At 72.2% G+C, this 24538-nt stretch carries 20 protein-coding genes and 1 pseudogene; 8 read left to right on the top strand and 13 right to left on the bottom strand.

Annotated features, from left to right (window positions below; genetic code table 11):
- Positions 1–291: 291 nt before the first annotated feature.
- From Pma05_RS42505 to Pma05_RS11785, 4 genes and pseudogenes are all read right to left on the bottom strand, one after another.
- Positions 292–1255, bottom strand: a pseudogene (locus Pma05_RS42505) (arginase family protein); the annotation flags it as partial.
- Between the two features lie 65 nt (positions 1256–1320).
- On the bottom strand, positions 1321–2259 hold the full coding sequence (locus Pma05_RS11775; RefSeq protein ID WP_203857387.1) for a tetratricopeptide repeat protein: 939 nt from the start codon (positions 2257–2259) through the stop codon (positions 1321–1323).
- A gap of 190 nt (positions 2260–2449) precedes the next feature.
- Positions 2450–4138 carry a coenzyme B12-dependent isobutyryl-CoA mutase large subunit gene (gene icmA / locus Pma05_RS11780; RefSeq protein WP_203857388.1) on the bottom strand — a complete coding sequence of 563 codons (1689 nt, stop codon included), beginning with the start codon at positions 4136–4138 and terminating at the stop codon, positions 2450–2452.
- 272 nt (positions 4139–4410) lie between these two features.
- Positions 4411–4845 (bottom strand): Asp23/Gls24 family envelope stress response protein, encoded by a 435-nt coding sequence (locus Pma05_RS11785; protein WP_203857389.1) that lies wholly within the window; start codon positions 4843–4845, stop codon positions 4411–4413.
- Between the two features lie 291 nt (positions 4846–5136).
- Between Pma05_RS11785 and Pma05_RS11790 the strand changes: the two genes are divergently transcribed.
- A complete protein-coding gene (locus tag Pma05_RS11790; RefSeq protein ID WP_203857390.1) occupies positions 5137–5589 on the top strand; it encodes a DUF2000 domain-containing protein in 453 nt (150 codons plus the stop codon).
- Between the two features lie 12 nt (positions 5590–5601).
- Here the strand turns inward: Pma05_RS11790 and meaB are convergent, their stop codons facing one another.
- Both meaB and Pma05_RS11800 read right to left on the bottom strand, forming a co-directional pair.
- A complete protein-coding gene (gene meaB / locus Pma05_RS11795) occupies positions 5602–6546 on the bottom strand; it encodes a methylmalonyl Co-A mutase-associated GTPase MeaB (RefSeq protein ID WP_203857557.1) in 945 nt (314 codons plus the stop codon).
- A gap of 200 nt (positions 6547–6746) precedes the next feature.
- Positions 6747–7946, bottom strand: coding sequence for an acetyl-CoA C-acetyltransferase (locus Pma05_RS11800; RefSeq protein WP_203857391.1), 1200 nt, complete (start codon positions 7944–7946; stop codon positions 6747–6749).
- Positions 7947–8011: 65 nt separating this feature from the next.
- Here Pma05_RS11800 and mce point away from each other — a divergent pair, with 65 nt between their 5' ends.
- Positions 8012–8482 carry a methylmalonyl-CoA epimerase gene (gene mce / locus Pma05_RS11805; protein WP_203857392.1) on the top strand — a complete coding sequence of 157 codons (471 nt, stop codon included), beginning with the start codon at positions 8012–8014 and terminating at the stop codon, positions 8480–8482.
- 27 nt (positions 8483–8509) lie between these two features.
- Here mce and Pma05_RS11810 read toward each other — a convergent pair whose 3' ends face one another.
- Positions 8510–9439, bottom strand: coding sequence for a phytanoyl-CoA dioxygenase family protein (locus Pma05_RS11810; RefSeq protein WP_239312213.1), 930 nt, complete (start codon positions 9437–9439; stop codon positions 8510–8512).
- A 154-nt stretch (positions 9440–9593) separates the two neighbouring features.
- Here Pma05_RS11810 and Pma05_RS11815 point away from each other — a divergent pair, with 154 nt between their 5' ends.
- The 4 genes from Pma05_RS11815 (at position 9594) to Pma05_RS11830 (ending at position 15122) form a co-directional block, all read left to right on the top strand.
- Positions 9594–10637 carry a TIGR03621 family F420-dependent LLM class oxidoreductase gene (locus tag Pma05_RS11815; protein WP_203857393.1) on the top strand — a complete coding sequence of 348 codons (1044 nt, stop codon included), beginning with the start codon at positions 9594–9596 and terminating at the stop codon, positions 10635–10637.
- Positions 10638–10827: 190 nt separating this feature from the next.
- Positions 10828–12096 (top strand): coiled-coil domain-containing protein, encoded by a 1269-nt coding sequence (locus Pma05_RS11820; protein ID WP_203857394.1) that lies wholly within the window; start codon positions 10828–10830, stop codon positions 12094–12096.
- 193 nt (positions 12097–12289) lie between these two features.
- A complete protein-coding gene (locus Pma05_RS11825; protein ID WP_203857395.1) occupies positions 12290–14518 on the top strand; it encodes a hypothetical protein in 2229 nt (742 codons plus the stop codon).
- A 223-nt stretch (positions 14519–14741) separates the two neighbouring features.
- Complete coding sequence (locus Pma05_RS11830; RefSeq protein ID WP_203857396.1) at positions 14742–15122, top strand: hypothetical protein; 381 nt, start codon at positions 14742–14744, stop codon at positions 15120–15122.
- Between the two features lie 245 nt (positions 15123–15367).
- On the opposite strand, the gene Pma05_RS11835 is transcribed toward Pma05_RS11830, so the two are convergent.
- Positions 15368–15844 carry a hypothetical protein gene (locus Pma05_RS11835; protein WP_203857397.1) on the bottom strand — a complete coding sequence of 159 codons (477 nt, stop codon included), beginning with the start codon at positions 15842–15844 and terminating at the stop codon, positions 15368–15370.
- A 186-nt stretch (positions 15845–16030) separates the two neighbouring features.
- On the opposite strand from Pma05_RS11835, the gene Pma05_RS11840 reads away from it, so the two are divergent.
- Together Pma05_RS11840 and Pma05_RS11845 are read left to right on the top strand one after the other, a co-directional pair.
- The gene (locus Pma05_RS11840) at positions 16031–17341 is read left to right on the top strand and encodes an AI-2E family transporter (protein WP_203857398.1); all 1311 of its coding nucleotides are present in this window, start codon (positions 16031–16033) and stop codon (positions 17339–17341) included.
- Positions 17342–17594: 253 nt separating this feature from the next.
- A complete protein-coding gene (locus Pma05_RS11845) occupies positions 17595–18944 on the top strand; it encodes a glycoside hydrolase family protein (RefSeq protein ID WP_203857399.1) in 1350 nt (449 codons plus the stop codon).
- Between the two features lie 9 nt (positions 18945–18953).
- On the opposite strand, the gene Pma05_RS11850 is transcribed toward Pma05_RS11845, so the two are convergent.
- The 5 genes from Pma05_RS11850 to Pma05_RS11870 are packed head-to-tail and all read right to left on the bottom strand — an operon-like array spanning position 18954 to position 24376.
- On the bottom strand, positions 18954–20312 hold the full coding sequence (locus Pma05_RS11850; protein WP_203857400.1) for a Coenzyme F420 hydrogenase/dehydrogenase, beta subunit C-terminal domain: 1359 nt from the start codon (positions 20310–20312) through the stop codon (positions 18954–18956).
- On the bottom strand, positions 20312–21646 hold the full coding sequence (locus tag Pma05_RS11855; protein WP_203857401.1) for a polysaccharide pyruvyl transferase family protein: 1335 nt from the start codon (positions 21644–21646) through the stop codon (positions 20312–20314). Before Pma05_RS11855 ends, Pma05_RS11850 begins: the two co-directional genes overlap by 1 nt.
- On the bottom strand, positions 21643–22278 hold the full coding sequence (locus Pma05_RS11860; RefSeq protein WP_203857402.1) for a PIG-L deacetylase family protein: 636 nt from the start codon (positions 22276–22278) through the stop codon (positions 21643–21645). Before Pma05_RS11860 ends, Pma05_RS11855 begins: the two co-directional genes overlap by 4 nt.
- On the bottom strand, positions 22278–23147 hold the full coding sequence (locus Pma05_RS11865) for a glycosyltransferase family protein (RefSeq protein ID WP_239312215.1): 870 nt from the start codon (positions 23145–23147) through the stop codon (positions 22278–22280). The genes Pma05_RS11860 and Pma05_RS11865 overlap by 1 nt, the downstream gene beginning before the upstream one ends.
- The gene (locus tag Pma05_RS11870) at positions 23147–24376 is read right to left on the bottom strand and encodes a class I SAM-dependent methyltransferase (RefSeq protein WP_203857403.1); all 1230 of its coding nucleotides are present in this window, start codon (positions 24374–24376) and stop codon (positions 23147–23149) included. Before Pma05_RS11870 ends, Pma05_RS11865 begins: the two co-directional genes overlap by 1 nt.
- Between the last annotated feature and the right edge of the window lie 162 nt (positions 24377–24538).

The following is a 24538-nucleotide window of genomic DNA, read 5'->3' on the forward strand; positions in this document are numbered from 1 at the left end:
CAACCTGCTCGGCACCCCGCGACTCGGCAACCTGCGGGCCGGCAACCGAAGACTCGGCAACCTGCGACTCGGCAGGCTCGGCCGACTCCGGCTCGGCCGACTCCGGTACCGCCGGTACGGCGCCGAGCGCCGTCGCGGCCGGGGAGGGTCGGGAGAAGGCGGGAAACTCGATCGCCGGTACTCCACGCCGGGCGGTTGCCGGCGCCGCCCCGATCGACGGCACCGTCGACTGCCGGGCCGGCGCCGTCTGCATGACGGGGGAGACCGTACGCGGCCCCGGCACGGCCGGGCTCCGCCCGGGAGCGGTGGGCCGGCTCGGGGCCAGCCGGGGCGGGACCGCCTCTGGCGCGGCCACCGGGGCGAGGCCGGCGACCAGCGTGTCGACGATCTCGGCGGCGTAGAGCCCCTCCGGGTCGTAGTCCGGGTCGAAGACGGTGATCTCCACTCCCAGGCAGTGCGGGGTGTCGACCAGCCCGGCCAGCAGCAGTTCCAGCTCGGCGAAGGCGATCCCACCCGGGTCCGGCGCGTCCACCGCCGGCATCACCGCCGGGTCGAGCACGTCGACGTCGACGTGCACCCAGTAGCCGGCGCAGTCGGTCAACTGGTCGTGCGCCCACTGGGCGGTCCGGGCCGCCCCCTCGACCCGCAGTGCCGGCACCGGCCGGGTGACGATGCCGGCCGCCTGGAGGTCGAGCCGGTACTCGTCGTGGGCGCGGATGCCGAGCACCACCACGTCGATGTCCCGGAAGTACGGCCGGCGCCCCTCGATCGCCGCCAGGTCGGCCTGGCCCCGCCCGGTGACCAGGGCCAGATCCTCGCCCGCCGCCGCGCCGACGTACGAGGCGTTGCCCGGGTGCCGGAAGTCGGAGTGGCCGTCCACGAAGACCAGCCCGACCCGGCCGCCGACCGCCTCGCCGAGCCGGTGCATGGCGAGCGCCGAGCCGAGCAGGATCGAGCAGTCCCCGCCGAGCACCAGCGGGAACTCACCCTGGTCGATGATGCCGCCGATCCGCTCCGCCAGCTCCATCGAGTAGTGCGCGATCGCGCCGGCGTGACACACCCCGTCCCCGGGACGCCAGTCGCCCGGGTCGTACCGGGGCGGGGTGAGACAGCCGGCGTCCCGGGCGGCGAGCCGGGCGATCAGGTCGTGGTCACGCAGCGCGCCCGGCGCCTTGGCACAGCCCGGCACCGACGTGGCGGTCGGCGGACGCAGGCCCAGGTTGGACGGGGCGTCCAGGACGGCGATCCGGCGCATAGTGTGCTCCCGTCCGGTATCGCGGCTGCCAGGCCGGCACGCGCGCTGCTCGTACTGCCTATTGTCTAGAAGAGCGCACGTGAAAGGGCCCTCCGGGCGCTGGCCACCGCAGGATCGTCCGGACCGGCGATGGCGAACAGGGACACCAGGTGCTGCCGGGCGGCCTCCCGGTCATCGCCGGCCGTCCGACGGACCAGCTCGACCAGCCGGGCGTACGCCTGCTCGGCCTGACCGCTGAGCACCTCGATGTCGGCGGCGAGCAACTGCGCCGGTACGTCCGCCGGAGCCGCCTCGGCCGCGGCCAGCGCCGCCGCCGGGTCCGCACCGCTCACCCGGCGGGCCAGCGCGACGTGTGCCAGGCCGGCCTCGGCCGCCGTGTCCGCCGGAGCATCCGAGAGGATCTTCTTGTACGCCCGCTCGGCCGCGTCCAGGTCGCCGCTGATCAGCGCCTCGTCGGCCTCGGTGAGCCGAGGATCCTCCGGCGCCTCCACCGAGACCCCGCCGGCCTTGAGCACGGCGCCGATCCACTGCCGCAACTGCGCCTCGGGCACCACCCCGGCGAAGGCGTCGACCGGCTGGCCGCCCACCACCGCGTAGACCATCGGGATGCTCTGCACCCGGAACATCTGCGCGAGCCGGGGGTTGGCGTCGACGTCGACCTTGGCGAGTATCCACGCACCGGCGCCCTCGACGGCCAGCCGCTCCAGCACCGGGGAGAGCTGCTTGCAGGGCTCGCACCACTCGGCCCAGAAGTCGATCACCACTGGGGTGGTCAGGGAGCGTTCCAGCACCTCGGACTGGAACGTGGCTTCGGTGACGTCGATCACCGCGACTCCACCCCCGCTCCCGGGAGGTGTGCCCGGCGGCGTCCCGCCGGGGACGCCGGGGCCGGCCGACGGGGTGGCTGCCGCCGCCGGCTTCGCGGGTGTCTGTGCGGCGCGCAGCGCGCCGAGGTCGACCGCGCCGCGGGTGAAGATCGACGAGGTGATCCGTGGGTCGCTCATGGTTCCCTAGTCTCGCACGCGGCGTCGCGAACCCCGACCAACCGCCGCTGCCCGACAAATGCCAACCCGGCCCGGATGCGCGACCGCCGTCCAGGCCGGGTGTGCGACTGCCGTCCAGGCCGACTGCCCGAGTGCCGTCGCGGCCGGCTTCCGTCGCGGCCGGCTTCCGTCCGGGCCGGGTGCGCGACGGTCAGAACCGGGCTGGCTCGCGGTAGACGCCCCACTCGGCGCGGAGCGCGTCGCAGATCTCCCCGAGGGTGGCCTCGGCGCGTACGGCGGCCAGCATCGGCGGGATCAGGTTCCCGCCGGTACGGGCAACCTCGACCATCCGGGTCAACGCCTCGGTGACCACGGCTGCGTCCCGGCCGGCCTTGCGGTCGGCGAGCACCCGCCGCTGTTCCAACTCCACCTCGTGCGATACGCGCAGGATCTCCAGCTCCTTGGCGACCGTGCCGGTGTGGCAGTTGACGCCGACGATCTTCTTGTCGCCCTTCTCCAGCGCCTGCTGGTAGACGAAGGCCGACTCGGCGATCTGGCCGGTGAACCAGCCGTCCTCGATGCCGCGCAGGATGCCGGAGGTCATCGGGCCGATCGGGTGCGGGCCGTCGCCGCCGAGTTGCCGGATCCGGTCGAAGATCGCCTCCGCCTCGGCCTCGATCTTGTCGGTCAGCGCCTCGACATACCAGGAGCCGCCGAGCGGGTCGGCCACGTTGGTGACCCCGGTCTCCTCCATCAGCACCTGCTGGGTACGCAGCGCGATCTCCGCCGACGAGTCGGTGGGCAGCGCGAGGGTCTCGTCCAGCGCGTTGGTGTGCAGCGAGTTGGTGCCGCCGAACACCGCGGCCAGCGCCTCGACGGCGGTACGCACCACGTTGTTGACCGGCTGCTGCGCGGTCAGCGACACCCCGGCGGTCTGGGTGTGGAAGCGCAGCCAGAGGGCCCGCTCGTCAGTGGCGCCGTACACCTCGCGCAGCCAGCGGGCCCAGATCCGCCGGGCGGCCCGGAACTTGGCGATCTCCTCGAAGAAGTCGACGTGCGAGTCGAAGAAGAAGCTCAGCCCGGGCGCGAAGACGTTGACGTCGAGTCCCCGGGAAAGCCCCAGCTCGACATAGCCGAACCCGTCCGCCAGGGTGTACGCCAACTCCTGTGCGGCGGTCGAGCCGGCCTCCCGGATGTGGTAGCCGGAGACCGAGAGCGGCTTGTAGCGCGGGATCTCCCGGGCGCAGTACTCCATCAGGTCGCCGATCAGCCGCAGGTGCGGCTCGGGGTCGAAGAGCCACTCCTTCTGCGCGATGTACTCCTTGAAGATGTCCGTCTGGAGCGTGCCGTCCAGTGTGGAGATGTCCGCGCCCTGCCGCTCGGCGGCGACTAGATACATGCAGAAGACCGGCACCGCCGGCCCGGAGATGGTCATCGAGGTGGTGACGGCGGCCAGGTCGATGCCGTCGAAGAGCACCTCCATGTCGGCGGCGGAGTCGACGGCGACCCCGCAGTGCCCGACCTCGCCGAGCGCCTGCGGGTCGTCGGAGTCCCGGCCCATCAGGGTCGGCATGTCGAAGGCGACGGAGAGCCCGCCGCCGCCCGCGCCGAGGATCATCCGGTAGCGCTCGTTGGTCTGCCGGGCGTTGCCGAAGCCGGCGAACTGCCGGATCGTCCAGGTCCGGCCCCGGTAGCCGGTCGGATACAACCCCCGGGTGTACGGATATTCGCCCGGCCAGCCGATCCGGGCGAACCGGGGATCGGTGCTCCCCTCGGGCGGGCCGTAGACCGGATCGACGGGCATCCCGGAGAGGGTGGTGAAGTCCGCCTCCCGCTTGCGTGCCGCGTCGTACCGAGCCTGCCAGCGGGCTCTACCGGCGGCGATCTCGTCGGCGTTCATCGCAGGGGGCCTCCTCGCGCTCCTCGACTGAGCCCGAGTGTAGAGGGGACCCTGAACGATCGCTAAGGTAGCCCGCGATCAAGGCCGGGGTGGCCCGCGATCAGGGGATCTTCCGGCACCGAGCCGGTGCGATTCCGGGCGGAAGATCCCTGATCACGGCGATTGCGGCGGGGACCGGCCGAAGCTCCGCCATCCGGCGGTCGGACCCGCGCCATCCGGTGCTCGGGTACCGGCCCGGGCCGGCCGGCGGTCGGGCGCCGCCCACCGCGCGGTCAGGCTCCGGTGGCCGCCGGTGGGTTCAGCTCGATGTCGTCCACCTTGACGTTCACCTCGGCGACCGTCAGGCCGTACTTCTCCACCGCCTCGATCACCTTCGCCCGGACCGCCTCGGTCACCTCCTGCACGACGTGACCGGCCTCGATCACCAGTACGACCTTGATGGTCGCGCTGGTCCCCTTCACCTCGGCCGAGACGCCCCGCCCGGCGTCGCCCACCTCGTCCAGGCCGACCTTGTCCAGCACGCTGTTGAAGAACCGGGCGACGTCGCCACCGAGATCGGCGACGCCGGGCACCGAGCGGGCCGCCGTACCGGCGATCTTCTCGATGACCTCTTCGGACACTTCGGTGCCGCCCCTCGGTGCCGCTGCGGGCGCCGCCGCCGGTGCGGTCTCCGGGGCCTGGCCGGAATCGTTCTGAACCTCGGTCATTCTCGTCTCTCTCCCCTGGTCTCGACGGCCTGCACGGCGCCGTCGGCGTTGACGGAGCCTATCCGCCGTGGGCAAACCAGCGGCGGAACTGACACATTCTCGGCTCTGTCGAGTCTGGCCCGCGAGCCGGTGACGGGTGGCGTGCCGCACGGCGGCTGGCCGGTGGCGGGTGGCAGGTGGCGGGTGGCGGGTGGCGACCGGCGCACGGCGGGTGGGGTGCGAGGAACGTACAAGACCTGCGGGCGGGGGCGGGACAGGATCCATCCGACCACCGACCAAGGAGGATCAACCATGACCGCAGCCGTCCCGACGGCCGGACCGGAGCCGGCCCGGGTCCGCTTCGACACCAAGATCGCCATCCTGCTCCGGGACGACCTCGCGACCTGGCAGCGGCTCAACGTCACGGCGTTCCTGACCAGCGGCGTCGCCGGGGCGGAGCCGGAACTGCTCGGCGCCGACTACCTCGACGCCGACGGCACCCGCTATCTGCCGATGTTCCGCCAGCCGGTGCTGGTCTTCACCGGCGGCCGGGACGTACTCGTCGGCGCGCACGGGCGGGCCGTCGACCGGGGAATGCGGGTCGCCATCTTCACCGGACAGCTCTTCGGCACCGGCAACGACCGGGACAACCGCGCCGCCGTCCGGGCGGTCGGGCGGGACCAGCTCGATCTGGTGGGGCTGGCCGTGCACGGGCCGAGGAACGCCGTCGACAAGGTACTGAAGGGTGCCGTCCTGCACCCCTGACCGCAGCGCCGGTCAGCCGGTGGCCCGACCGAGCTGGTCCAGCAGCTCACCGGCCGCCGCGTACGGGTCGAGCGAGCCGTCGGCCACCCGGGCGGCGAGCGCCCCGAGCGACGTACCCGCGCGAAGCGAGCCGATCCGGTCCCGGAGGGTGCCCAGCGCGATCGCCTCGACCTCGGCGGCGGCCCGGGCCTCCCGGCGGCGGCGCAACTCGCCGTGCTCGACCAGCCAGCCGTGGTGCTTCTCCACCGCCGTGACCAGGTCGTCGATCCCCTCGCCCCGGACCGCCACCGCGCGCACCACGCGCGGTCGCCACTGTCCGGGGCCGCGCTCGCCCAGCGCGATCATGCCGTTGATGTCCCGTACGGTGGCGTCGGCGCCGTCCCGGTCGGCCTTGTTGACCACGAAGACGTCGGCGATCTCCAGGATGCCGGCCTTGACCGCCTGGATCGCGTCGCCCATTCCCGGCGCCAGCAGCACCAGGGTGGTGTCGGCCAGCGAGGCGACCTCCACCTCGGCCTGGCCGACCCCGACGGTCTCCACGAGTACGACGTCGCAGCCGGCCCCCTCCAGCACCCGGACCGCCTGCGGGGTGGCCGCCGCCAGCCCGCCCAGGTGTCCCCGGCTCGACATGGAGCGGATGTAGACCCCGGGGTCGGTGGCGTGGTCCTGCATCCGGACCCGGTCGCCGAGGATCGCCCCGCCGGTGAACGGGCTGGACGGGTCGACCGCGAGCACCCCGACCCGGTGGTCCCGGGCCCGCAGCGCCCGGACGAGTTCGTTGGTGGTGGTCGACTTCCCCACCCCGGGCGAGCCGGTCAGCCCGATCACCTGAGCCCGCCCGGTGTACGGCGCCAGCGCCGCCGCGACCTGCGGCAGCAGCTCGTCACCGGACTCGACCAGGGTGATCAGCCGGGCCACCGCCCGAGGATCGCCCTGGCGGGCCAGGTCGACCAGCATCGGCACGTCCCGGCTGCGCCGCACCGACCCGCTCGGCCCGGCCGACTGCTGAGCCGCCGACTGCGACTCCGCTTGCCGCGAGTCAGCCTGCCGCGACTCCGCTTGCTGCGAGTCCGGCTGCTGCGAGTCCGGCTGCCGCGAGTCTGCCTGCTGTGGCCCGGCCGGCTTCGGCTCGGGCCGGTCCGCAGCCGACGCTGCCGTCACTCCCGCCCGCCGGCCTGTCCCGGCACGTGCACGATCAGCGCGTCGCCCTGGCCACCTCCGCCGCAGAGCGCCGCCGCGCCGGTACCGCCGCCCCGGCGGCGCAGCTCCATCGCCAGGGTGAGCACGAGGCGGGCCCCGGACATCCCGATCGGGTGGCCGAGCGCGATCGCACCGCCGTTGACGTTGACGATCTCGTCGGAGACACCGAGATCCCGGATCGACTTGACGCCGACCTGCGCGAACGCCTCGTTGATCTCGATCAGGTCGAGGTCGCCGACGGCCAGCCCGGCCTTGCGCAGCGCGTGCGCGATGGCGTTCGCCGGCTGGGCGTGCAGGGAGTTGTCCGGACCCGCCACGTTGCCGTGCGCGCCGATCTCCGCCAGCCAGGTCAGCCCCAGCTCCTTGGCCTTCGCCTTGCTCATCACCACCACCGCGCAGGCGCCGTCGGAGATCGGCGAGGAGCTGCCGGCCGTGATCGTCCCGTCCGGGGTGAACGCCGGGCGGAGTCGGGCCAGCGACTCGGCGGTGGTGTCCGGGCGTACGCCCTCGTCCTCGCCGATCACCAGCGGGTCGCCCTTCCGCTGCGGCACCGTCACCGGGACGATCTCCTCGGCGAAGGCGCCGTTCTTCTGTGCGGCGGCGGCCCGCTGGTGGCTCGCGGCAGCGAAGGCGTCCTGCTCGGCCCGGCTGATCCCGTGCCGGGCGTTGTGCCGCTCGGTGGACTCGCCCATCGCGCAGCAGTCCCACGGGTCGGTGAGCCCGTCCAGCGCCATGTGGTCCCGGACGGTCACGTCGCCGTACTTGTAGCCGGCCCGCTGGCCGAGCAGCAGGTGCGGGGCGTTGGTCATCGACTCCATCCCGCCGGCCACCACGATGTCGAACTCGCCGGCCCGGATGAGCTGGTCGGCCAACGCGATCGCGTCCAGCCCGGAGAGGCAGACCTTGTTGATCGTCAGCGCCGGTACGGACATCGGGATGCCCGCCTCCACCGCCGCCTGCCGGGCCGGGATCTGTCCGGCACCGGCCTGGAGCACCTGCCCCATGATCACGTACTGCACCTGGTCGGCGGGGACCCCGGAGCGCTCCAGGGCAGCCCGGATGGCGATGCCACCGAGCTTGGTCGCCGGGAAGTCCTTGAGGTTGCCGAGCAGCCGACCCATCGGGGTACGGGCGCCGTTGACGATCACGGATGCCATGGGAACTGTCGCCTCCGGGGGGACCTGGCGGAGCGCCTTAACGTCGGTTAGGTCAGACTAGCCTGGTGGACGACGACGACCCGGACGGCCCTGCTGCCGACTATCTCACAGGCATCGGCCTGCTCGGCATCGATCACGTCGGAGTGGCCGTACCCGACCTCGACGTGGCGATCGAGTTCTACCAGCGGGTCTTCGGGATGCGCTGCGTGCACACCGAGACCAACCCCGAGCAGGGGGTCCGGGAGGCGATGCTCCAGGTCGGCGCGGAGCCGTCCGGCGGCTGCGTGCAACTGCTGGCGCCGCTGACCCCGGACTCCACGATCGCGAAGTTCCTGGACCGCAGCGGGCCGGGGGTGCAGCAGGTCGCCTACACGGTGGCGGACATCGACGTCGCCTGCACGGCGCTGCGCGACCGGGGCGTACGGGTGCTCTACGAGACGCCGAGACGCGGTACCGCCGGCTCCCGGGTCAACTTCGTGCACCCCCGGGACGCCGGCGGCGTACTGGTGGAACTGGTCGAACCCGCCGCCTCCTGAGCACGGCGGGCGGAACGGCACCGATCGTCAGGCCGGCACGGTGTCGTACGCCTCGACCAGCTCGGCCGGCAGCGGCGCCAGGTCGGTGGCCCGATGGAAGTCGCCGAGGGTGGTGCCGGTGCACTCCGAGTCGACGTTGCGGGCGCCGGCCCGATCCCGCACGTCGCGCAGGTTGACCGCCCGGAAGTCGACGGAGAACCTGGTCCGGCCGGAGGTGTTCGGCACGGTGGTGTGCAGTTGGGCGCCGGAGAAGACCAGCACCCCGCCGGGCGGCGTGATCACCCTCAGGTCCGGCTCCCGCTCCAACTCCTGCTCCAGCCCGGGCTGCCGGCGGGTCTCGGCGTGCACCTGCGCGGCGGCGGCGGTCCGGCCGTGCGCCACCCACTGCGCGTAGTTGTAGTCCCGGGAACTGTTCCGTACCCCGGTGTCGAAGTATCTCGGGTGGAAGGCCATCACGTTGGCCTCGGTCACGTCGTAGACCGGGACCCAGAAGTTGAGCTGGGACATCGGCGCGGAGAACCAGGTGTCCCGGTGCGACTCGAACTGGAGCGTCAGCCCCGCGTTGAGGTATTCGCTGGTCATCGAGCGCAGCCGGGGTACGTCGAAGTAGGTCTGCACCGGGTCGGCGCCCAGGTCGGAGAGGAGCCCCCGGACGAGTTCGGCACTGCGCGGGTGGTTGATGAAGCTGGGCTTCAGCTCGGCCAGTACGCCGACGTAGTCGGGGCCGGCCAGGTGGTGCTGGGCCTCCGGCGGGAAGTGCGGCGCGAACGCGGTCTCGGTCATCTGCCGGGCGAAGGCGACCAGCGCCATCGAGTGCGGCGTCGGCGAGTAGACGAACAGGTCCCCGGCGAAGAGCCGTGCCCGACGCTCGTCGTCGGACATCGGCGAGTCGAAGTGCAGCACCGTCACTGCGGCCTCCTGCGGTAGCTCCCGGTAGGTCTGTGCCCAGCGGGTCACGCTGGGTCTGCGCAGCGGTCACGCTAGGCCGCCGGCCGGCGGCCCGGAATGCGCCGACCGGTCGGGCCGGGGCCCGTGTCGACAATCCGACTTCGCGTTCGGTGTCCGGCCGGAAACGCCCGGTGCGGGGCGCCGGGCCACATAGAGTCGGGCGATGCCGCCCGCGCAGCCCTTCGCGCCCGCCGCCACCCCGGCGACACCGACCCCGCGTACCGGGTCGCCGGCCGCACCGGCCGGGTCCGGTCCCGCCGGGTTACGCCCGTTCCGGTTCACCGCCGCGATGCCCGGGTTGGACCGGCCGGTGGCCCGGTGGCGTGACGAGATCCGCCGGATCGAGGACCTCGGCTTCGACTCGGTCTCGGTCTCCGACCACTTCACGGGCGGCTGGGCGATGGACCCGCTGGTGGCGATGACGGTGGCCGCCGAGGCCAGCACCCGGCTCAGAGTGCTGGGCATGGTCTTCTGCAACGACTTCCGGCATCCGGTACTCCTGCACAAGGCGCTGGCCAACCTCGACGTCTTCTCCGGCGGCCGGGTGGAGATCGGCCTCGGCGCCGGATGGCTGCGCGACGACCACGACGCGGCCGGGCTGCCCTTCGACCCCCCGGCGGTACGCGTCGCCCGGCTGGCCGAGTCGATCGAGATCCTGCTCCGGCTCTTCGGCGACAAGCCGGTCGACTTCACCGGTCGGCACTACCGGGTCAGCGGGCTGCTCGGGTTGCCGGAGCCGGTGCAGCGCCCCCACCCCCCGCTGCTGGTCGGTGGCGGCAGCCGGCGGATCCTCGAACTCGCCGGTCGGCGCGCCGACATCATCGGGATCAACCCCCGGCTCGCCCCGGACGTCGACCCGCTGGCCGCCCTCGCCGAGATGAGTCCGGAGCGCTTCGCCCGGAAGCTGGCCTGGGCCCGGGACGCGGCGACGGCCGCCGGGCGGGATCCGGCCGACCTGGAGTTCCAGTCCCGGATGTTCGACGTACGGGTGGTGCACCGGGGCGTCGCGCATCGCGCCTCGTCCAGTCACGCCCGACTCGTCGACCCGGCCGCGCTGGCCGCCTCGCCGTCGGTACTGCACGGCAGCGTGTCCGAGTGCGTCGACAGGCTCCTCGCGCTCCGCGACCGGTACGGCGTCAGCTATCTGCACCTCGGCGGCAACCTGGACGCCGCCGCCCCGATCGTGGCCCGGCTGGCCGGACGATGACCGCAGCGGATCCCTGCGGCGGGAGGGGTTTCGGAACCGGCCGCGACAGGAGTCGTCCGGAGGTCCTCCGAGTACAGTAGATCCGGTAAACAGGAACGCGTCCGGCGGGTTGAGTTGACCTTGTGAACTGGGCGCGATAGTACGGCTCGGGCCTTGCGAAGCACCCCGGTAAGTCTGCAAGTATGTCCCAATGCCCCAGCAGCCGTCCTCCCCTCTCGCGTTCTTCGACAACGCGAACTCGCAACCAGACTTCACGGTGGCCCTGCGCGGCTACGACCGTGAGCAGGTCAACAGCCACCTGGGCCGATTGACCGCCGCACTGAACCAGTCCGAGCAGGCCCGCGCCGAGGCCGAGCAGCGGATGAACGACGCACAGCGCCGGCTCCGCCAGGCCGAGCAGCGACTCGCGTCGGTCGAGCAGAAGCTCACCGACACCAACAAGCAGCTCGAGGAGAACAACCGCCCCACCCTCTCCGGCCTGGGCACCCGGGTCGAGCAGATCCTGCGCCTCGCCGAGGAGCAGGCGAACGACCACCGCGGCGAGGCCAAGCGCGAGTCGGAGGGCATCCTCTCGGCCGCCCGGCTGGAGGCGCGGGAGATCACCGACAAGGCCCGCGCCGAAGCCGCCGCGATGAAGGCCAGCGCCGAACGGGAGGCGGGCAGCGTACGCACCGCCGCCGAGCGGGAGGCCGCCGAGGCCCGGGTACAGGCCCGCCGGGAGGCGGACACCCTGCGCGCCGACGCCGAGCGGGAGACCAAGCAGCTCCGTACGGTGACCGCGCACGAGGTCGCCGAACTCAAGTCCACCGTCGAGCGGGAGGTGGCCACCCTCCGGGCCACCGCCGAGCGGGAGATCACCCAGCAGCGTGCCAAGGCGGCCCGGGAGGCCGAGGAGAAGCGCGCCGAGGCGACCAAGCTGCTCACCGACGCCCGGGACAAGCGCGACAAGGACCTCCAGGCGCTGGAGCTCCAACTCGCCGAGCGCCGGGAGAAGGCCGAGCGCGAGGAGTCGGAGCGGCACGCCGCGCAGGTGGCCCAGACCCAGAAGCTGGTCGCCGAGGCCGAGCAGCGGGCCCGGGCGGCACAGGACCGCGCCAAGGAGATCGAGCAGCGGGCCGAGGCGCGTCGGGTGGAGTCGGAGCGGAGCGCCAACGAGACCATCGACAAGGCGAAGGCGCTCGCCGACAAGACCCTCAACGAGGCCCGCGCCGAGGCGCACCGCCTGCTCACCGAGGCGCGTACCGAGGCCGACCTGACCACCCAGGCAGCTCGCCGCGAGGTCGAGGACCTCACCCGGCAGAAGGACGCCGTCACCTCGCAGCTCGGCCAGATGCTCTCCGGCCTGGCCGGCATCGTGCCGGGTGTGGGTGGGGCAGCCGCCAAGCCCGAGGCGCCGAAGGCGCCCGCCGCCGAGAAGGCCGAGGCGGAGGAGCGGGTTCCCGCCGACGCGACGAGCTGACCCGACGCCGGTCGCGGGTCGGACTGCGGGGCAGCAGCACGGCCGGGGCCGTACCGGAACTTCCGGTACGGCCCCAAGTGCTGCGCGGCGTACGGTCCGATAGGTCTGACAATGTCACCACCAGCGAGCTTCGTCCCATCAAGCCCCGCCGGGTATCGCCGCAGAACTGGGCGACCCGTGTGAGGATGGGAGTATGTCGCACGGCGAGGAACTGTTTGCCCTGAACGGGGACGTGGCTACGGAGCCGAGCTTCGAGCCGGCCTTTCGGGGCTACGACAAGGGGCAGGTGGATCGGTACGTCGCTCGCGCCGAGAACGACATCGCCACCCTGGCGGCCCAGCGTGAGCACGCGTACACCCAGATCCACAATCTGGCCGGCCAGGTCGAGGTGCTGCAACGCGACCTCACGGCGGTACGCCGGCAGATCGGCGTGGTCGACCGGGCGTCGTTCCGGCACCTCGGTCCGGTGGTCGAACAGATCCTGACGCTCGCCGAGGAGCAGGCCGAGATCATCCACCGGGACACCCTCCAGGAGATCGAGGCCCGCCGGGCTGAGGCGGAGCAGGTGCTCGAGGATGCCCGCCAGCAGGCCGCCGACGCCCTGCGTGACTTCGAACTCGCCCTCGCCGCCCGCCGCGCGGAGGAGGAGAAGGTCAACACGGCCCGCCGGGCGGAGGCGGACGCCGCCGTCGCCGCCGCCGCCGAGGAGGCGAGCCGGCTCCGCGAGGCCGCCCAGGCCGCCTTCGAAAAGACCAAGCAGGAGGGCTCCGAGCTGCGCAACCGGGCCGCCGAGGAGGCGAACCGGCTGCGTGAGGCCAGCCAGGCGGCGCACGCCAAGGCCGTACAGGAGGCGAAGCAGCTCCGGGACACGGCCGAGCAGGAGGCGAACCGGCTCACCGAGCTGACCAACCAGCAGGCCCGGGAGCTGACCGAGCGGACCGAGCGGGAGAGCCAGCAGGTCGTCGAGCGGGCCCGCCAGGAGTCGGCCCGGCTGCGGCACGCGGCCCAGCACGAGGCCAACCGGCTACGCGATGCCGCGCAGCAGGAGGCGACCCGGTTGCGCGAGGCCGGACAGGCGGCGCACGTCAAGGCCCAGCAGGAGGCGCAGCGGCTCACCGACGCGGCGAGCCAGGAGGCCGACCGCATGATCGAGATCGCCAAGCAGGAGGCCACCCGGCTGCGCGAGGCCGGCCAGGGGCTGCACGCCAAGGCCAAGCACGAGGCCACCCAGCTCCGCGAGGCCGGCCAGGCGGCGCACGCCAAGGCCCAGCAGGAGGCGACCCGGATCAACGAGGAGACCGCCGAGTACGTCCGCAAGTCCCGGGCCGACGTCGAGGACTACGCCCAGAAGGTACGGGCGGAGACGCAGCAGGAACTGGGCGCCTGGCGGGCCGGCGTCGAGCAGGAGGTGAACCGGCGCCGTACCGCTGCCGAGGCGGAACTCACCGCCCAGCGGAGCGCGGCCGAGCAGGAACTCGCCGCCGGCCGGGCCGCGCTGGAGGAGGAACTCGCCGCCTACCGGGCCGGGGCCGACCGCGAGTTCAACCAGCGCACGTCCGAGCTGGAGCAGGGGTTCCAGCAGCGGCAGGCCGAACTGGAGCAGCAGTTCGACGCGCGGCGGACCGAGCTGGAGGAGTCGTACGAGACCCGCCGGGCGGAGATCGAGGGCGGCGCCGACCGGGTCCGCCAGGAGGCCGACGAGTACGCCGCCCAGGTGCGCGGGGCGGCCGACGAGCAGGCCGTGGAGATCCGCCGGGAGGCCGAGGAGCGCCTCGCCGAGTTGCAGCGGCAGGCCGACGAGCAGGCCGCGACGTCCCGCCGGCAGTTCGAGGAGTACATGGCCACCGCGCAGCAGCACCTGGCCACCACCCAGCAGCACCTGGCGAGTACCCAGCAGGAGTCGGCCGCCGGCCGGCAGCAGTTGGCCGAGGTGATGCAGGAGATCGCCGAGGCGCAGCAGGCGCTCGCCGACATCCGGCAGGAGACGGTCGCCTCCCGCCAGGAGTCCGACCGGATCCAGCGGCAGCTTGCCACCGCGCGGGACCAGCTCGCCGGTGAGCAGGACCGGTTGACCGGTACGGAGCAGTCGGCCCAGCAGGCCGAGCAGCAGTTGGCGCAGGCCGAGGCGGACATGCAGCAGATCGTCGAGGCCGCCGCCGAGCAGGTCGCCGCCGACCAGCACGCCGGATCGGCGGACGGCGAGAAGTCCGGGGCGGGCCGGGTTACCGAGCCGGTGACCGGCGGGGCCGACGGTGGCAGCATCGACGGCGAGCCGACCGTGGCCGCGGTGCCCGGCACCGGTGGCCGGGAGCCGATGCCGACCCGGATCACCAGCACCGGCGACGCCGGAAAGCGGAGCGGCAAGCCGACGGTCGAGGACCAGGGCACCAAGTCGAACAAGGTCACCGTCGACTCCGAGTAGGTCCCCGCACGCGTAACGGGCCGATGCCAACGCACCGGCCCGTTACGCGTGCTGGGCGTGTGAGCGGACTGGTCAGCGTTCAAACGCCGTTCAGTCTGCCTCCAGTCACTCGCCCTAGGTTCGGTACCTGTCGATCGGCATCGTCAGTCCCCTACCCGCAAGGGAGAGAAGACCTATGCGTCGACTCGTCACTGGACCACGGTCCCTCGTCTCAAGCGCGTTGATGACCGCGCTGGCCACCCTGGTCGTCATGGCCGGTCTCGCCGTCGCGCCGACTGCCGCGTCAGCCGCACCCGACGCGGCCACGACGAAGGCGGGCTTCACCGAACTGTCGGAGGTGCCAGCGAGCCTGGCCAAGGGTAACGGCGCAGCGCTGGCCGACCAGGGCATCGCTTCAGTCTACGGCTGCCGGTATGCCCTTATTACCCCGTCCGTCGTTGACTTCATCTGCGTGGTCACGTCGGGCCGGATCCAGCTGTGGATGAACTGCTCGAACTTCTCCAGGTACCTCGGCCCCATCTGGGGCCCCGGCACCTACTCCATCCGCGGAACCTGCCCCTTCCTCTCCACGGTTGTCAGCGTGGGCGCGAACGAGTTCGCCTGATCCGCCTGCCTTGACGGGATCCGGGGTGGCCAGCCGCCACCCCGGATCAGGGCACCAAGTCGAACAGGGTCACCGTCGACTCGGAGTAGACCGTCGGGCCGACTGCTGCTGTGACCTCTTCTTCTTGCTGGGGCCGGCCTTCACGGTCCTTTGTGTACCAAGACGCCGGGCAGATTGTCGGCAACCTGTACGCACGATCCGCCGTTACCACCGGACTGGCGGTCAGGCCGGCCCGCCAGGCCCAGTTAGCCGGCCAGGGTTTTGGTCGCCCTCTCGACCGCGCAGCCGTACCAGAAGCGCTTGGAATTTTGGTAGCCCTTGCTGACGGTGAGTGTGCGGTCCTTGTCCGGCGCCACGGTGACCTCCTTGAACTGGCTGCCGAGGCTGTCGGTGGCGAACTCGCTCTCACCAGCTGTGAAGTCGACCGTGAAGGAGTATTTGAACGCGTGGTCGGCCGAGGAGTTCTGGATCGACAGGTCGAACTTGATCAGCTGGGCCTTGTCGTCATAGCGGCAGTTCGTGCCGACGACCTCGCCCGTCGCGTTCGAGTCGTAGGTCGGCTCAGAGGTGGGCTTCTCCGCGCCGGGGGCGGAATCCGAACCGGACGAGTCGCGACCTATGTCCCGCACGAAGCCGCAGCCGAGACTGGTCAGGGCCAGTACGCTCATCATGGCCGTCACGGCGATGCGGACGCGGCGCTGCTCTCGCACGAAGACCCCCACGATTCAAATTATCGGACAACACCTTACCGCGACTGCATAATCCCCGCAGACCGTGCGCCCGTAACGCCGGCAGGGCCACCTTGTCGAGCACCCTCGACTCCGACCGGTCGGCCGGGCCGACGTACCCTCGCACCCGTCGGACCGGCCCGATAACCTCTGCCGAGACGATCGGTCGGGAGGTTCGAGGTGGGAAACGAGCGGCCAGCGGCGCACGGCGAGCGGCGAGATGGCACGGACGACGGACCGGATGTCGCACCCGGACCGGCCGCGCCGGCCGGCACGGCGCCCGACCCGAGCCCCAGCCCGGCCGCCCCTGTCGCCCCGGGCCCGGCGACCGGCGCGGGCCCGGCGACGGAGCCGAGAAGCACCGCGACGGAGCCGGGGGGCGGGGCGTACCCGGCTGATGGCGTCGACGGTGGTCCGGGCGAGCGGCCGGGCGGCGGCGGGGCAGGGCGGTACGGTCAGCCGGGCCAGCCGCTGCGGCTCAGTCCGTTCCTGGTCGGGCTCACCGGTGGGCTGGGCGTGCTGCTGGCGTACACGATCTTCCTCGCGGTCCGGAACGCGGGCTCGGTGCTGGTGCTGGTCTTCATCGCGCTCTTCCTGGCGATCGGCCTGCACCCGGCGGTGGTCCGGCTGCGCTCCTGGGGGCTGCCCCGTGGCGTCGCCGTGACGGCGGTGACGCTGACCCTGCTCGCCGTCATCACCGGCGCGGTGTACGCGCTGGTCCCGCCGGTCGTCAGCCAGACCGGTGAGCTGATCGGGCAGGTGCCCGACTACGTCACCGAGCTGCGCCGCAACGACGCCGTCAACGACCTGATCGTCCAGTACGACCTGGCGGGCCGGATCGAGTCGGCGGCCACCACGGAGAACATCACCCGGGCCCTGGGTGGGGTCTTCGGGGCGGCCGGGTTCATCTTCGGCGCGGTCTTCAACGTCGTCACCGTGATCGTGCTGACCATCTACTTCATGGCCACCTTCGACCGGCTCCGCGACCTCGGCTACGGCCTGGTCCCGGCCACCCGGCGGGACCGGGTACGGCTGATCGGCGACGAGATCCTCGCCAAGGTCGGCGCGTACATGGTGGGTGCGCTCGCGATCGCCCTGCTGGCCGGGGTGAGTACCTTCGTCTTCGCCATCGTCGTCGGCCTGGCGTACCCGTTCGCGCTCGCCGTGGTGGTGGCGATCTGCGACCTCATCCCGCAGATCGGCGCGACCATCGGGGCGGTGGTGATCAGCCTGGTCGGCTTCGCCACGGACGTGCCGACCGGGATCGCCTGTGTGGTCTTCTTCCTGATCTACCAGCAGCTGGAGAACTACCTCGTCTACCCCCGGGTGATGCGCCGGTCCGTGCAGGTCAACGACGTCGCGGCGATCGTCGCGGCACTGCTCGGGGTGGCCCTGTTCGGGGTGATCGGCGCGCTGGTGGCGATCCCGGCGGTGGCCGCGATCCAACTGGTACTCCGCGAGGTGGTGCTGCCCCGGCAGCAGCACCGCTGACCAGCAACTTCTGTCCGCAATCCGTCTGAAACGAGAATAGTAACCCCTTCAACACGGCTTGTAGTATTCATTCATGGCCAGTAGATCGAGACGATCGGGAACGCACCCCTCCTGAGCTGGGAAGGTGTCTCGACCGCGCGATCGGGTCGACTCGGGGGGAGTCGGCGCGGACCGGCCGAATCGGCGGTGGGCGCCTCGTGGCGCACGAGCGGTGGCCCCTGCCTGTGTGCGAACGCGCCCGTGGGGGGTAGCCGTGACCGACACCAACGCCGGACCTCCGATCGAGCCAGCGGGTCTCGTCCGCCAGCCACACCGCAACCGGCGCCGGGCGACCATCGTCGGGACCTTCGGCGTCACGGCCGCCCTCCTCGCCGCCAGCGGCTATCTCGTACTCAACGTCGCGGGTCAGCCCGTCCAGGCCGCGCCGATGGTGCTCGACCAGCCCGCGACCGTCCTCTGGGGGCAGACGGTCGACCGCCCGATCGAGGTCGCGGCCGACAACGTCACCATCCGGCGGGTGACGGTACGCACCGGCGGCGCCGCCGCCATCGTGATCCGGTCCGGGGTGGTCGGCACCCTGATCGAGGACACCGAGATCCAGTGCACCTCCGCCGGGACTGATGGTGTGGTGCCGGGCGGATACTCGGCGTTACGGGTCCGGGTCAACGGCTGCCGTCAGGCGTTCGGGCAGGCCGACGGCAACCCGGCCACCATCGTCGAGTCCTCGCAGGACGGAAAGCCGTACGGGGGTGCGGTGCCGAGCAGCCCGACCGGGTCGGTCCCGCCACCCGCAACCGACCCCGACTCCCGGGCGATGGCGGAACGGCCGCCGTACGCGCCGGCCGCCGCGCCGCCCACCCCGATCACGTACTGGCCCGGGCCGGGCAACACCGGTGTGCCGGCCGGTACGGCGCTGCGCAACTCCGGATCGCTCAGCCTGCGTACCGCCGGGCAGGTGGTGAGCGGGCTGAACATCGTCGGCTGTGTCACCGTCGCCGCCGCCAACGTGCAGATCCTGCGTTCCCGGATCACCTGCAACAGCACCACGTACTCGATCCGGACCCTGGCCGGGACGACCAACCTGCTGATCCAGGACGTCGAGATCAACGGCATGGCGAAGAACTCGGCCTCGATCTGCTGCGGCGACTACACGCTGCGCCGGGGCAACGTCTACAACATGATCGACGGCCCACGGCTGAGCAACAACACCAGGATCTTCGACTCGTACCTGCACAGCCTGGCCCGGGTCGCCGGCTCGCACAACGACGTGTTGCAGAGCACCGGCGGCAACAACATCATCGTCCGGCACAACACGCTGCTGTCGTACAACCCGGCGACCCAGGACCCGTTCAACTCCTGCCTCACCATCGGCTCGGAGACCAGCCCGTCGCTGACCAACCTGACCTTCGAGGACAACTACTGCAACGGCGGCAACTACTCGATCGGGATCAGTCCCCGGCTGGTCGGCTCCAACATCCTGTTCCGGAACAACAAGTACGGCCGCGACTACCGCTACGGCGTGGTCTCCGGCTGGAACCGGCCCGGAGTCACCTGGGAACGCCCCACCAACGTCTACTTCGACAACGGTCAGCCGGTGGTCTGAGGGCCGGGGTCAGCCGGTGGTCTGCGCCGGGTCCGCCGGGACCCGCGCACCGGGCGCGGGCGCCGGAACCGTCGGCGCCGCCCCGGCCCGGCTCGGCGGCCGGTGCGGCTCCAGCACCGCCGGCTCGCGCAGCCGCTTGCGACCGATCCGGCGCAGCGTACCGAGGGTGGAGCGGAGCTTCTCGACCGTCGACAGGTGCCGCCACCAGAGCCCGGCCATCGGCAGGTTCCGCAGCCGGGGCGTCATCAGGCCGGCGACCCGGAGCGTGCCGAGCCGCCCCCACACCGCACCCCGGGCCCGGAGCAGGTTCGGCTGCGAGGCGGGCAGGATGTCGGCGGTCACCGGGGTCAGCACCAGCGCGCCGGCCGCGATGGCGGCCTCGACCAGCCGTACCCCGCGCTCGGTGCGGGCCAGCACCAGGGACTGGCCCGGGTCGTCGCCGGTCGGCCTGTACCACGGGTCGCCGACCGCCACGTCGGCGAACTCGCCGGTGTGGTCGGCGCAGAGGTAACAGCGCCACTGCCGGTGCTGCTGGAGGATGTCGCCCCAGGACTCGGCGTAGCTCAGCTCGCGCCGCTCCTCCGGCGGGTCGTCGACCAGCCGGGCCCGGGCCGATCCGGGCCAGCCGGCACCCCGGTAGTGCACCGACTCCAGCCGGGTCGGGTCGGCGACACCGAGCCGGTCCAGCATCTCCAGGGTACCCCGGGTGGTGGGGGTGCCGGCGCAGAAGATCGCGATGGTCAGCCCGAGCTTCCGGTCCAGCTCCGGCCGGACCTGCCGGGCCATCCGGACCGCCGCCACGTCGCAGGGCTTGCCGACGAAGACGCACGGCGCCTCGGCCGACTCGACCAGGTCCAGCCGGTCGCAGGGGCTCGCCGGGGCGTACCGGGAGCCGGCGTTCGCCAGCAGTTCGGCCGGGGTACGGGAGAGTCGGGTCTCGTTCAGGTACGGCACGTCGGCCCGGGCGCCGATGTGCAGTACTCCGGCCATCCCTTCGCCGGTCAGGCAGTGTCCGGCCAGTGCGGTCGCCACCCCACCGCTGGAGCCGGCGTACCGGATCGCGGGGTCGGCCGCGTACCCCTCCCAGATCGCCCGGACCGGTCCCCAGGCCGCGCGCAGTTCGGGGATCTCGCCCGGCGCCGGCCGGCTGCTGCCGTGCGCCAGCCGCACCCCCGGGCAGCAGTCCAGCGCCGTCGCCGCACCGGGACCGGCGGCACCGGACCCGACCGGGGTGATCGGCAACGGCCGCCGGCCGTGGTCGAGTACGTCGACCATCCGCACCTCGTCCGGCGCCAGATACGCGCAGACCCCGCAGCCGGTGCAGAGCTTGCCGGACGCGACGTCGTGCACGGTGCGGGGCCGCACCATCAGCGCACCCCGGCCGGCGCTCGGCGGTCCCGCTCGGCCCGGGCCAGCGCCACGAACTCGTCCATCTGGGCGGCGGCCCGGCCGACCGCGTCCGGAGTCCGGACGGCCAGTTCGGCGGCGGTCTCGGCCCGGGCGGTCCAGGAGGTCCAGAGCGCGTCCAGCAGTGCGTCGTCGGCGAGCCGGCGGGCGTCGGCGACGTGCCGGCGCTGCCCCACGCTGGCGAAGACGCCCCGCGCCTTGTCGCTGTACGCCACCACCGCCGCCGGTACGCCGGAGGAGAGCGCCGCGATCGTCGAGTGCATCCGCATCCCGCAGAACCAGCTCGTGTGCCCGATCACCCACTTGCTCTGGTGCGGGTCCAGCCCGGCCGGGGCGAGCCCGACCCGGTCACCGTACCGGGGGGCGAGTGCCGCGTAGAGCCGCTCGCTGGCCACCCGGTCGTCGTCGGCCCCGTTCGGGGTGAGTACGTGCGGGACGATGATCACCCGGGTGTCCGGCTGGTCCAGCAGGCGTGCGCAGAGCCGGTTGGCGACCCGGGAGGTGTCCCCGGCCAGTCCGAACTGGACCCGCCCCTCCGGCCGGGACATCAGCCCGCTCACGTTGATCCCGGCCACCGGCCCCGGATCCGCCTCGAACCACCCCGCCAACCGCTGGTACGCCGGCTCGTCCGGCACCCTCGGCTCCAGCGCGAACGCCACGTCCACGCCCTCCCGGTGCCGCCCCGGGTCGAGGTCGGGGCCGAGCAGGTCGGCCAGGGCCGCGTAGCTCTCCGGATCCCGGGCCCAGGCGGTCCGGGCGCCCCGGACCAGCGCCGCCGCCTCGGCCCGCAGCCGCGCCGACCGGAACGGCCCGTACGTCTGCGGCAGCAACACCAGCGGGCGGCGCCGGAGCAGCGCCAACCGCTTCGGCCAGGCCACGGAACGGAACCGGTGCTCGCCGTAGATGTCGCTGAAGCTGTCCCCGCCGCTGACGTCGAGTACCACGTCGGCGGCGTCGATCCGGGCCAGCCCGGCGTTGCCGAGCCCGCCCAGCGCCGCACTGATCCGCATGTTGAGGTAGGACTCCGGCCGGTGGTAGCGGCGCGAGTGCCGGGCACCGGCCAGCGAGATCGGCACCGGCCGGCCGGCCACGAAGGTGTGCCCGGCGCGCTGCCCCCAACCGTCGTCGAAGACGGTGACGGCCGCGCCCGGTTCCCGGGCCAGCAGCCCGCCCAGGGTCGCCGCCCGCAGCGCGCCGACACCCAGGTTCAGGTGTGCGCCGGGCACCCCGAACAGGCACGCCGACACCGCTCTGGTCCGGGTGCCCGACTCGATCTTCTCGCTCGCTTCGGTCACTGCTCGATCACCGCCTTCTCGCACCGGAACGCCTCGGCGTACCGGGACCGGCACTCCATCCCCCGCAGCCGGGCCAGCCCGAGGAACACCTCGTCGTCCCACCAGTCCCGGGCCTTCTGGGACGGATAGCTCGCGTGCAGCAGCTCGACCTTGCGGCGTACCCGCTGCTCGGTCAGGGGCAGGTAGACGTTGCGCCGGCCCAGGTCGCCGTCCCACTTGGGGATCTCGTAGTACAACACCGTGGCGTCCCGAAACGACGTGGGCACCAGGGCGGCGAGTGTGTGGTGGTCCTGGTGCGCGTCGTCCGGGCTGGGCGCCAGTACCAGGTCGGCGTTCAGGGCCGCGGCGGCGGCGTCCACGATCTCCTTCGCCTCGCCCCATCGGGCCGGCACCCGGCCGTCCGGCAGGTCGTGCAGGGCGAAACTGAGCCGGGCACCGGGCAGGAAGGCCCCGGCCGCCGACCGGGCCTCGGCCTGCCGGGCGGGGGTGCCGGTGAGCAGCACGTAGTGCACCCGGAGCCCGGGTACGTCGCCGAGGGCGAGCAGCAGGCCGCCGGCCCCGATCTCGATGTCGTCCGGATGTGCCCCGAGCAGCACCACCGAGCGGGCGGCGGAGAGGCGCAGCGGCACCATCAGCCGGTCAGCCCCAGGTCGCGGGGCGCACCGGCGCTGCCTGTGGCGGCGAGTACCGGCTCAAGGGTCGCCGGCCGACGGCCCCGGTTGCGGTTGGCGTCCCAGAGCATCCACGGGCAGCGGGCCGAGTGGTAGAGCTGCTCCAGCTCGGCCCGGTCCTTGAAGGTGTCGGCGGCCCGCCAGAACCCGGTGTAGCGCTGGGCGATCAGCCGTTGCTCCGGCAGCAGCCGGTCGAACGCCTGCGGCACCAGGTCCTCCCCCTCGCGGAGCACGTCGAAGATCTCCGGACGCAGGATGAAGTAGCCGCCGTTCTCCCACTGCATCAGCTCGCGGATCGGGCGTACCCGGGTGACCTGGTCGCCGGGGGCGATGTCGATGACGTGGTGCGTCGACTGCACCGGTACGGCGAGCAGGCTGGCCACCGCGTCGGTGAAGCGGAACCGGTCGATCATCTCCGGCAGCGGCGCGTCGGTCAGGGTGTCCGCGTAGTTGGCCAGGAACATCGGCTCGTCCTCGACGTACGGGCGGACCCGGATCAGCCGCTCACCGATGCTGGCCCCAAGGCCGGTGTCGATGAAGGTGATGTTCCAGTCGGTGATGTCGGCGGAGAAGAGCCGCACGTCCCTGCCGTCCATGGCGAGGCTGAAGTCGTTGGAGAGCGTCTCGTCGTACCGCAGGAAGTAGTCCTTGACCGCGACGGCGCCGTAGCCGAGGCAGAGGATGAAGTCGGTGTGCCCGAAGTGGGCGTAGTAGCGCATCACGTGCCAGAGCAGCGGGCGGTCCCCGATCATCGCCATCGGCTTCGGCGCCGAGGCCGCGTCCTCGCGCATCCGCATCCCCAGGCCGCCGCAGAAGAGGACGACCTTCATCACACCACCTCCAGGGCGGGGATCGGGAAGACCAGTCGCCCGCCCCAGTGCCGTACGTAGGCGAGCTGGGCGGAGATCTCGGTGCGCAGGTTCCAGGGCAGCACGAGTACGTAGTCGGGGCGGTCCTCGGCGATCCGCTCCGGCGGGTGGATCGGGATGTGCGTACCGGGCAGGAACTTCCCCTGCTTGTGCGGGCTGCGGTCCACCGTGTATCCCACCAGGTCGGACCGGATGCCGCAGTGGTTGAGCAGCGTGTTGCCCTTGCCCGGTGCCCCGTAGCCGACCACCCGCAGGCCCTGGGCCCGTGCGGTGAGCAGGAAGTCGAGCAGCTCCCGCTTGATGTCGAAGACGGCGTCGGCGAAGCCGAGGTGCCCGGCGACGGTGTGCAGCCCGGCCTCGGTCTCGGCGTCCAGCACCGACTTGACGTTGCCGGACGGCTCCCCCGCCGCCGCGGCCGGCCGGGCGTGCAGCCGCAGCGAACCGCCGTGCGACGACAGCTCGTCCACGTCGACCACGATCAGCCCGGCGGTGGCCAGCGCCCGCATCGCGGTACGCAGGGTCAGGTATTGATAGTGCTCGTGGTAGATGGTGTCGTACTGCCGGCGCTCGATCAGCCGCAGCAGGTGCGGCACCTCGCAGGTGACCAGCCCGGTCGGCTTGACCAGCGCGGCCAGCCCGGCGGTGAACCCGATCAGGTCGGGCACGTGCGCGTAGACGTTGTTGGCGGCCACCAGGTCGGCCCGGCCGTAGCGCTGCGCCAGCTCGGCACCGGTCTCGGCGCCCAGGAACCGTACCTCGGTCCGGATGCCCCGGCGCCGGGCCACCTCGGCGACGTTGCCGGCCGGCTCCACCCCGAGCACCGGCACCCCCTTGGCGACGAAGTGCTGGAGCAGGTATCCGTCGTTGCTCGCCACCTCGGTCACCAGGCTGTCCGGCCCGAGCCCGAGCGCCTCGGTCATCGTGTCGGCGTACCGCCTGGCGTGCGCCACCCACGAGTCGGAATACGACGAGAAATAGGCATAGTCGGAAAAGATTTCCTCTCCGGACACGTACGCCGGAAGTTGCACGAGCAGACAGTTCGAACAGATTCGGACGTGCAGTGGATAGAAGGTCTCGGCCGAATCGAGTCGATCGGCGCCCAGATAGCTCTCGCAGAGCGGCGACATGCCCAGGTCGACAAACGTTTCGGTCAATACCGCCGCACACAGCCGGCATTTGGCATCGGTCATGCCCCACCCACCCCGATATGATCGGAATACCGGCGCGGCGCCCGCCCGCCTGCGCGCCACGCTAACCAGCACTCCGGCGCGGCGGGAGTGGTTGAGTAAAAAGTCCGACAATAGCCCGGCCGGTCAGTGGGCCACCCATAAACTCGCCTTCTCACCCGCGCG

The sequence above is a fragment of the Plantactinospora mayteni genome (genome assembly GCF_016862935.1).
Lineage (GTDB): Bacteria > Actinomycetota > Actinomycetes > Mycobacteriales > Micromonosporaceae > Plantactinospora > Plantactinospora mayteni.

Excerpts from the sequence above, each read along its gene's own strand:
- Pma05_RS11775 (WP_203857387.1), bottom strand. The coding sequence starts at position 2,259 with ATGAGCGACCCACGGATCACCTCGTCGATCTTCACCCGCGGCGCGGTC.
- icmA (WP_203857388.1), bottom strand. The coding sequence starts at position 4,138 with ATGAACGCCGACGAGATCGCCGCCGGTAGAGCCCGCTGGCAGGCTCGG.
- Pma05_RS11785 (WP_203857389.1), bottom strand. The coding sequence starts at position 4,845 with ATGACCGAGGTTCAGAACGATTCCGGCCAGGCCCCGGAGACCGCACCG.
- Pma05_RS11790 (WP_203857390.1), top strand. The coding sequence starts at position 5,137 with ATGACCGCAGCCGTCCCGACGGCCGGACCGGAGCCGGCCCGGGTCCGC.
- meaB (WP_203857557.1), bottom strand. The coding sequence starts at position 6,546 with ATGCTGGTCGACCTGGCCCGCCAGGGCGATCCTCGGGCGGTGGCCCGG.
- Pma05_RS11800 (WP_203857391.1), bottom strand. The coding sequence starts at position 7,946 with ATGGCATCCGTGATCGTCAACGGCGCCCGTACCCCGATGGGTCGGCTG.
- Pma05_RS11815 (WP_203857393.1), top strand. The coding sequence starts at position 9,594 with ATGCCGCCCGCGCAGCCCTTCGCGCCCGCCGCCACCCCGGCGACACCG.
- Pma05_RS11820 (WP_203857394.1), top strand. The coding sequence starts at position 10,828 with ATGCCCCAGCAGCCGTCCTCCCCTCTCGCGTTCTTCGACAACGCGAAC.
- Pma05_RS11825 (WP_203857395.1), top strand. The coding sequence starts at position 12,290 with ATGTCGCACGGCGAGGAACTGTTTGCCCTGAACGGGGACGTGGCTACG.
- Pma05_RS11830 (WP_203857396.1), top strand. The coding sequence starts at position 14,742 with ATGACCGCGCTGGCCACCCTGGTCGTCATGGCCGGTCTCGCCGTCGCG.
- Pma05_RS11850 (WP_203857400.1), bottom strand. The coding sequence starts at position 20,312 with ATGGTGCGGCCCCGCACCGTGCACGACGTCGCGTCCGGCAAGCTCTGC.
- Pma05_RS11860 (WP_203857402.1), bottom strand. The coding sequence starts at position 22,278 with ATGGTGCCGCTGCGCCTCTCCGCCGCCCGCTCGGTGGTGCTGCTCGGG.
- Pma05_RS11865 (WP_239312215.1), bottom strand. The coding sequence starts at position 23,147 with ATGAAGGTCGTCCTCTTCTGCGGCGGCCTGGGGATGCGGATGCGCGAG.
- Pma05_RS11870 (WP_203857403.1), bottom strand. The coding sequence starts at position 24,376 with ATGACCGATGCCAAATGCCGGCTGTGTGCGGCGGTATTGACCGAAACG.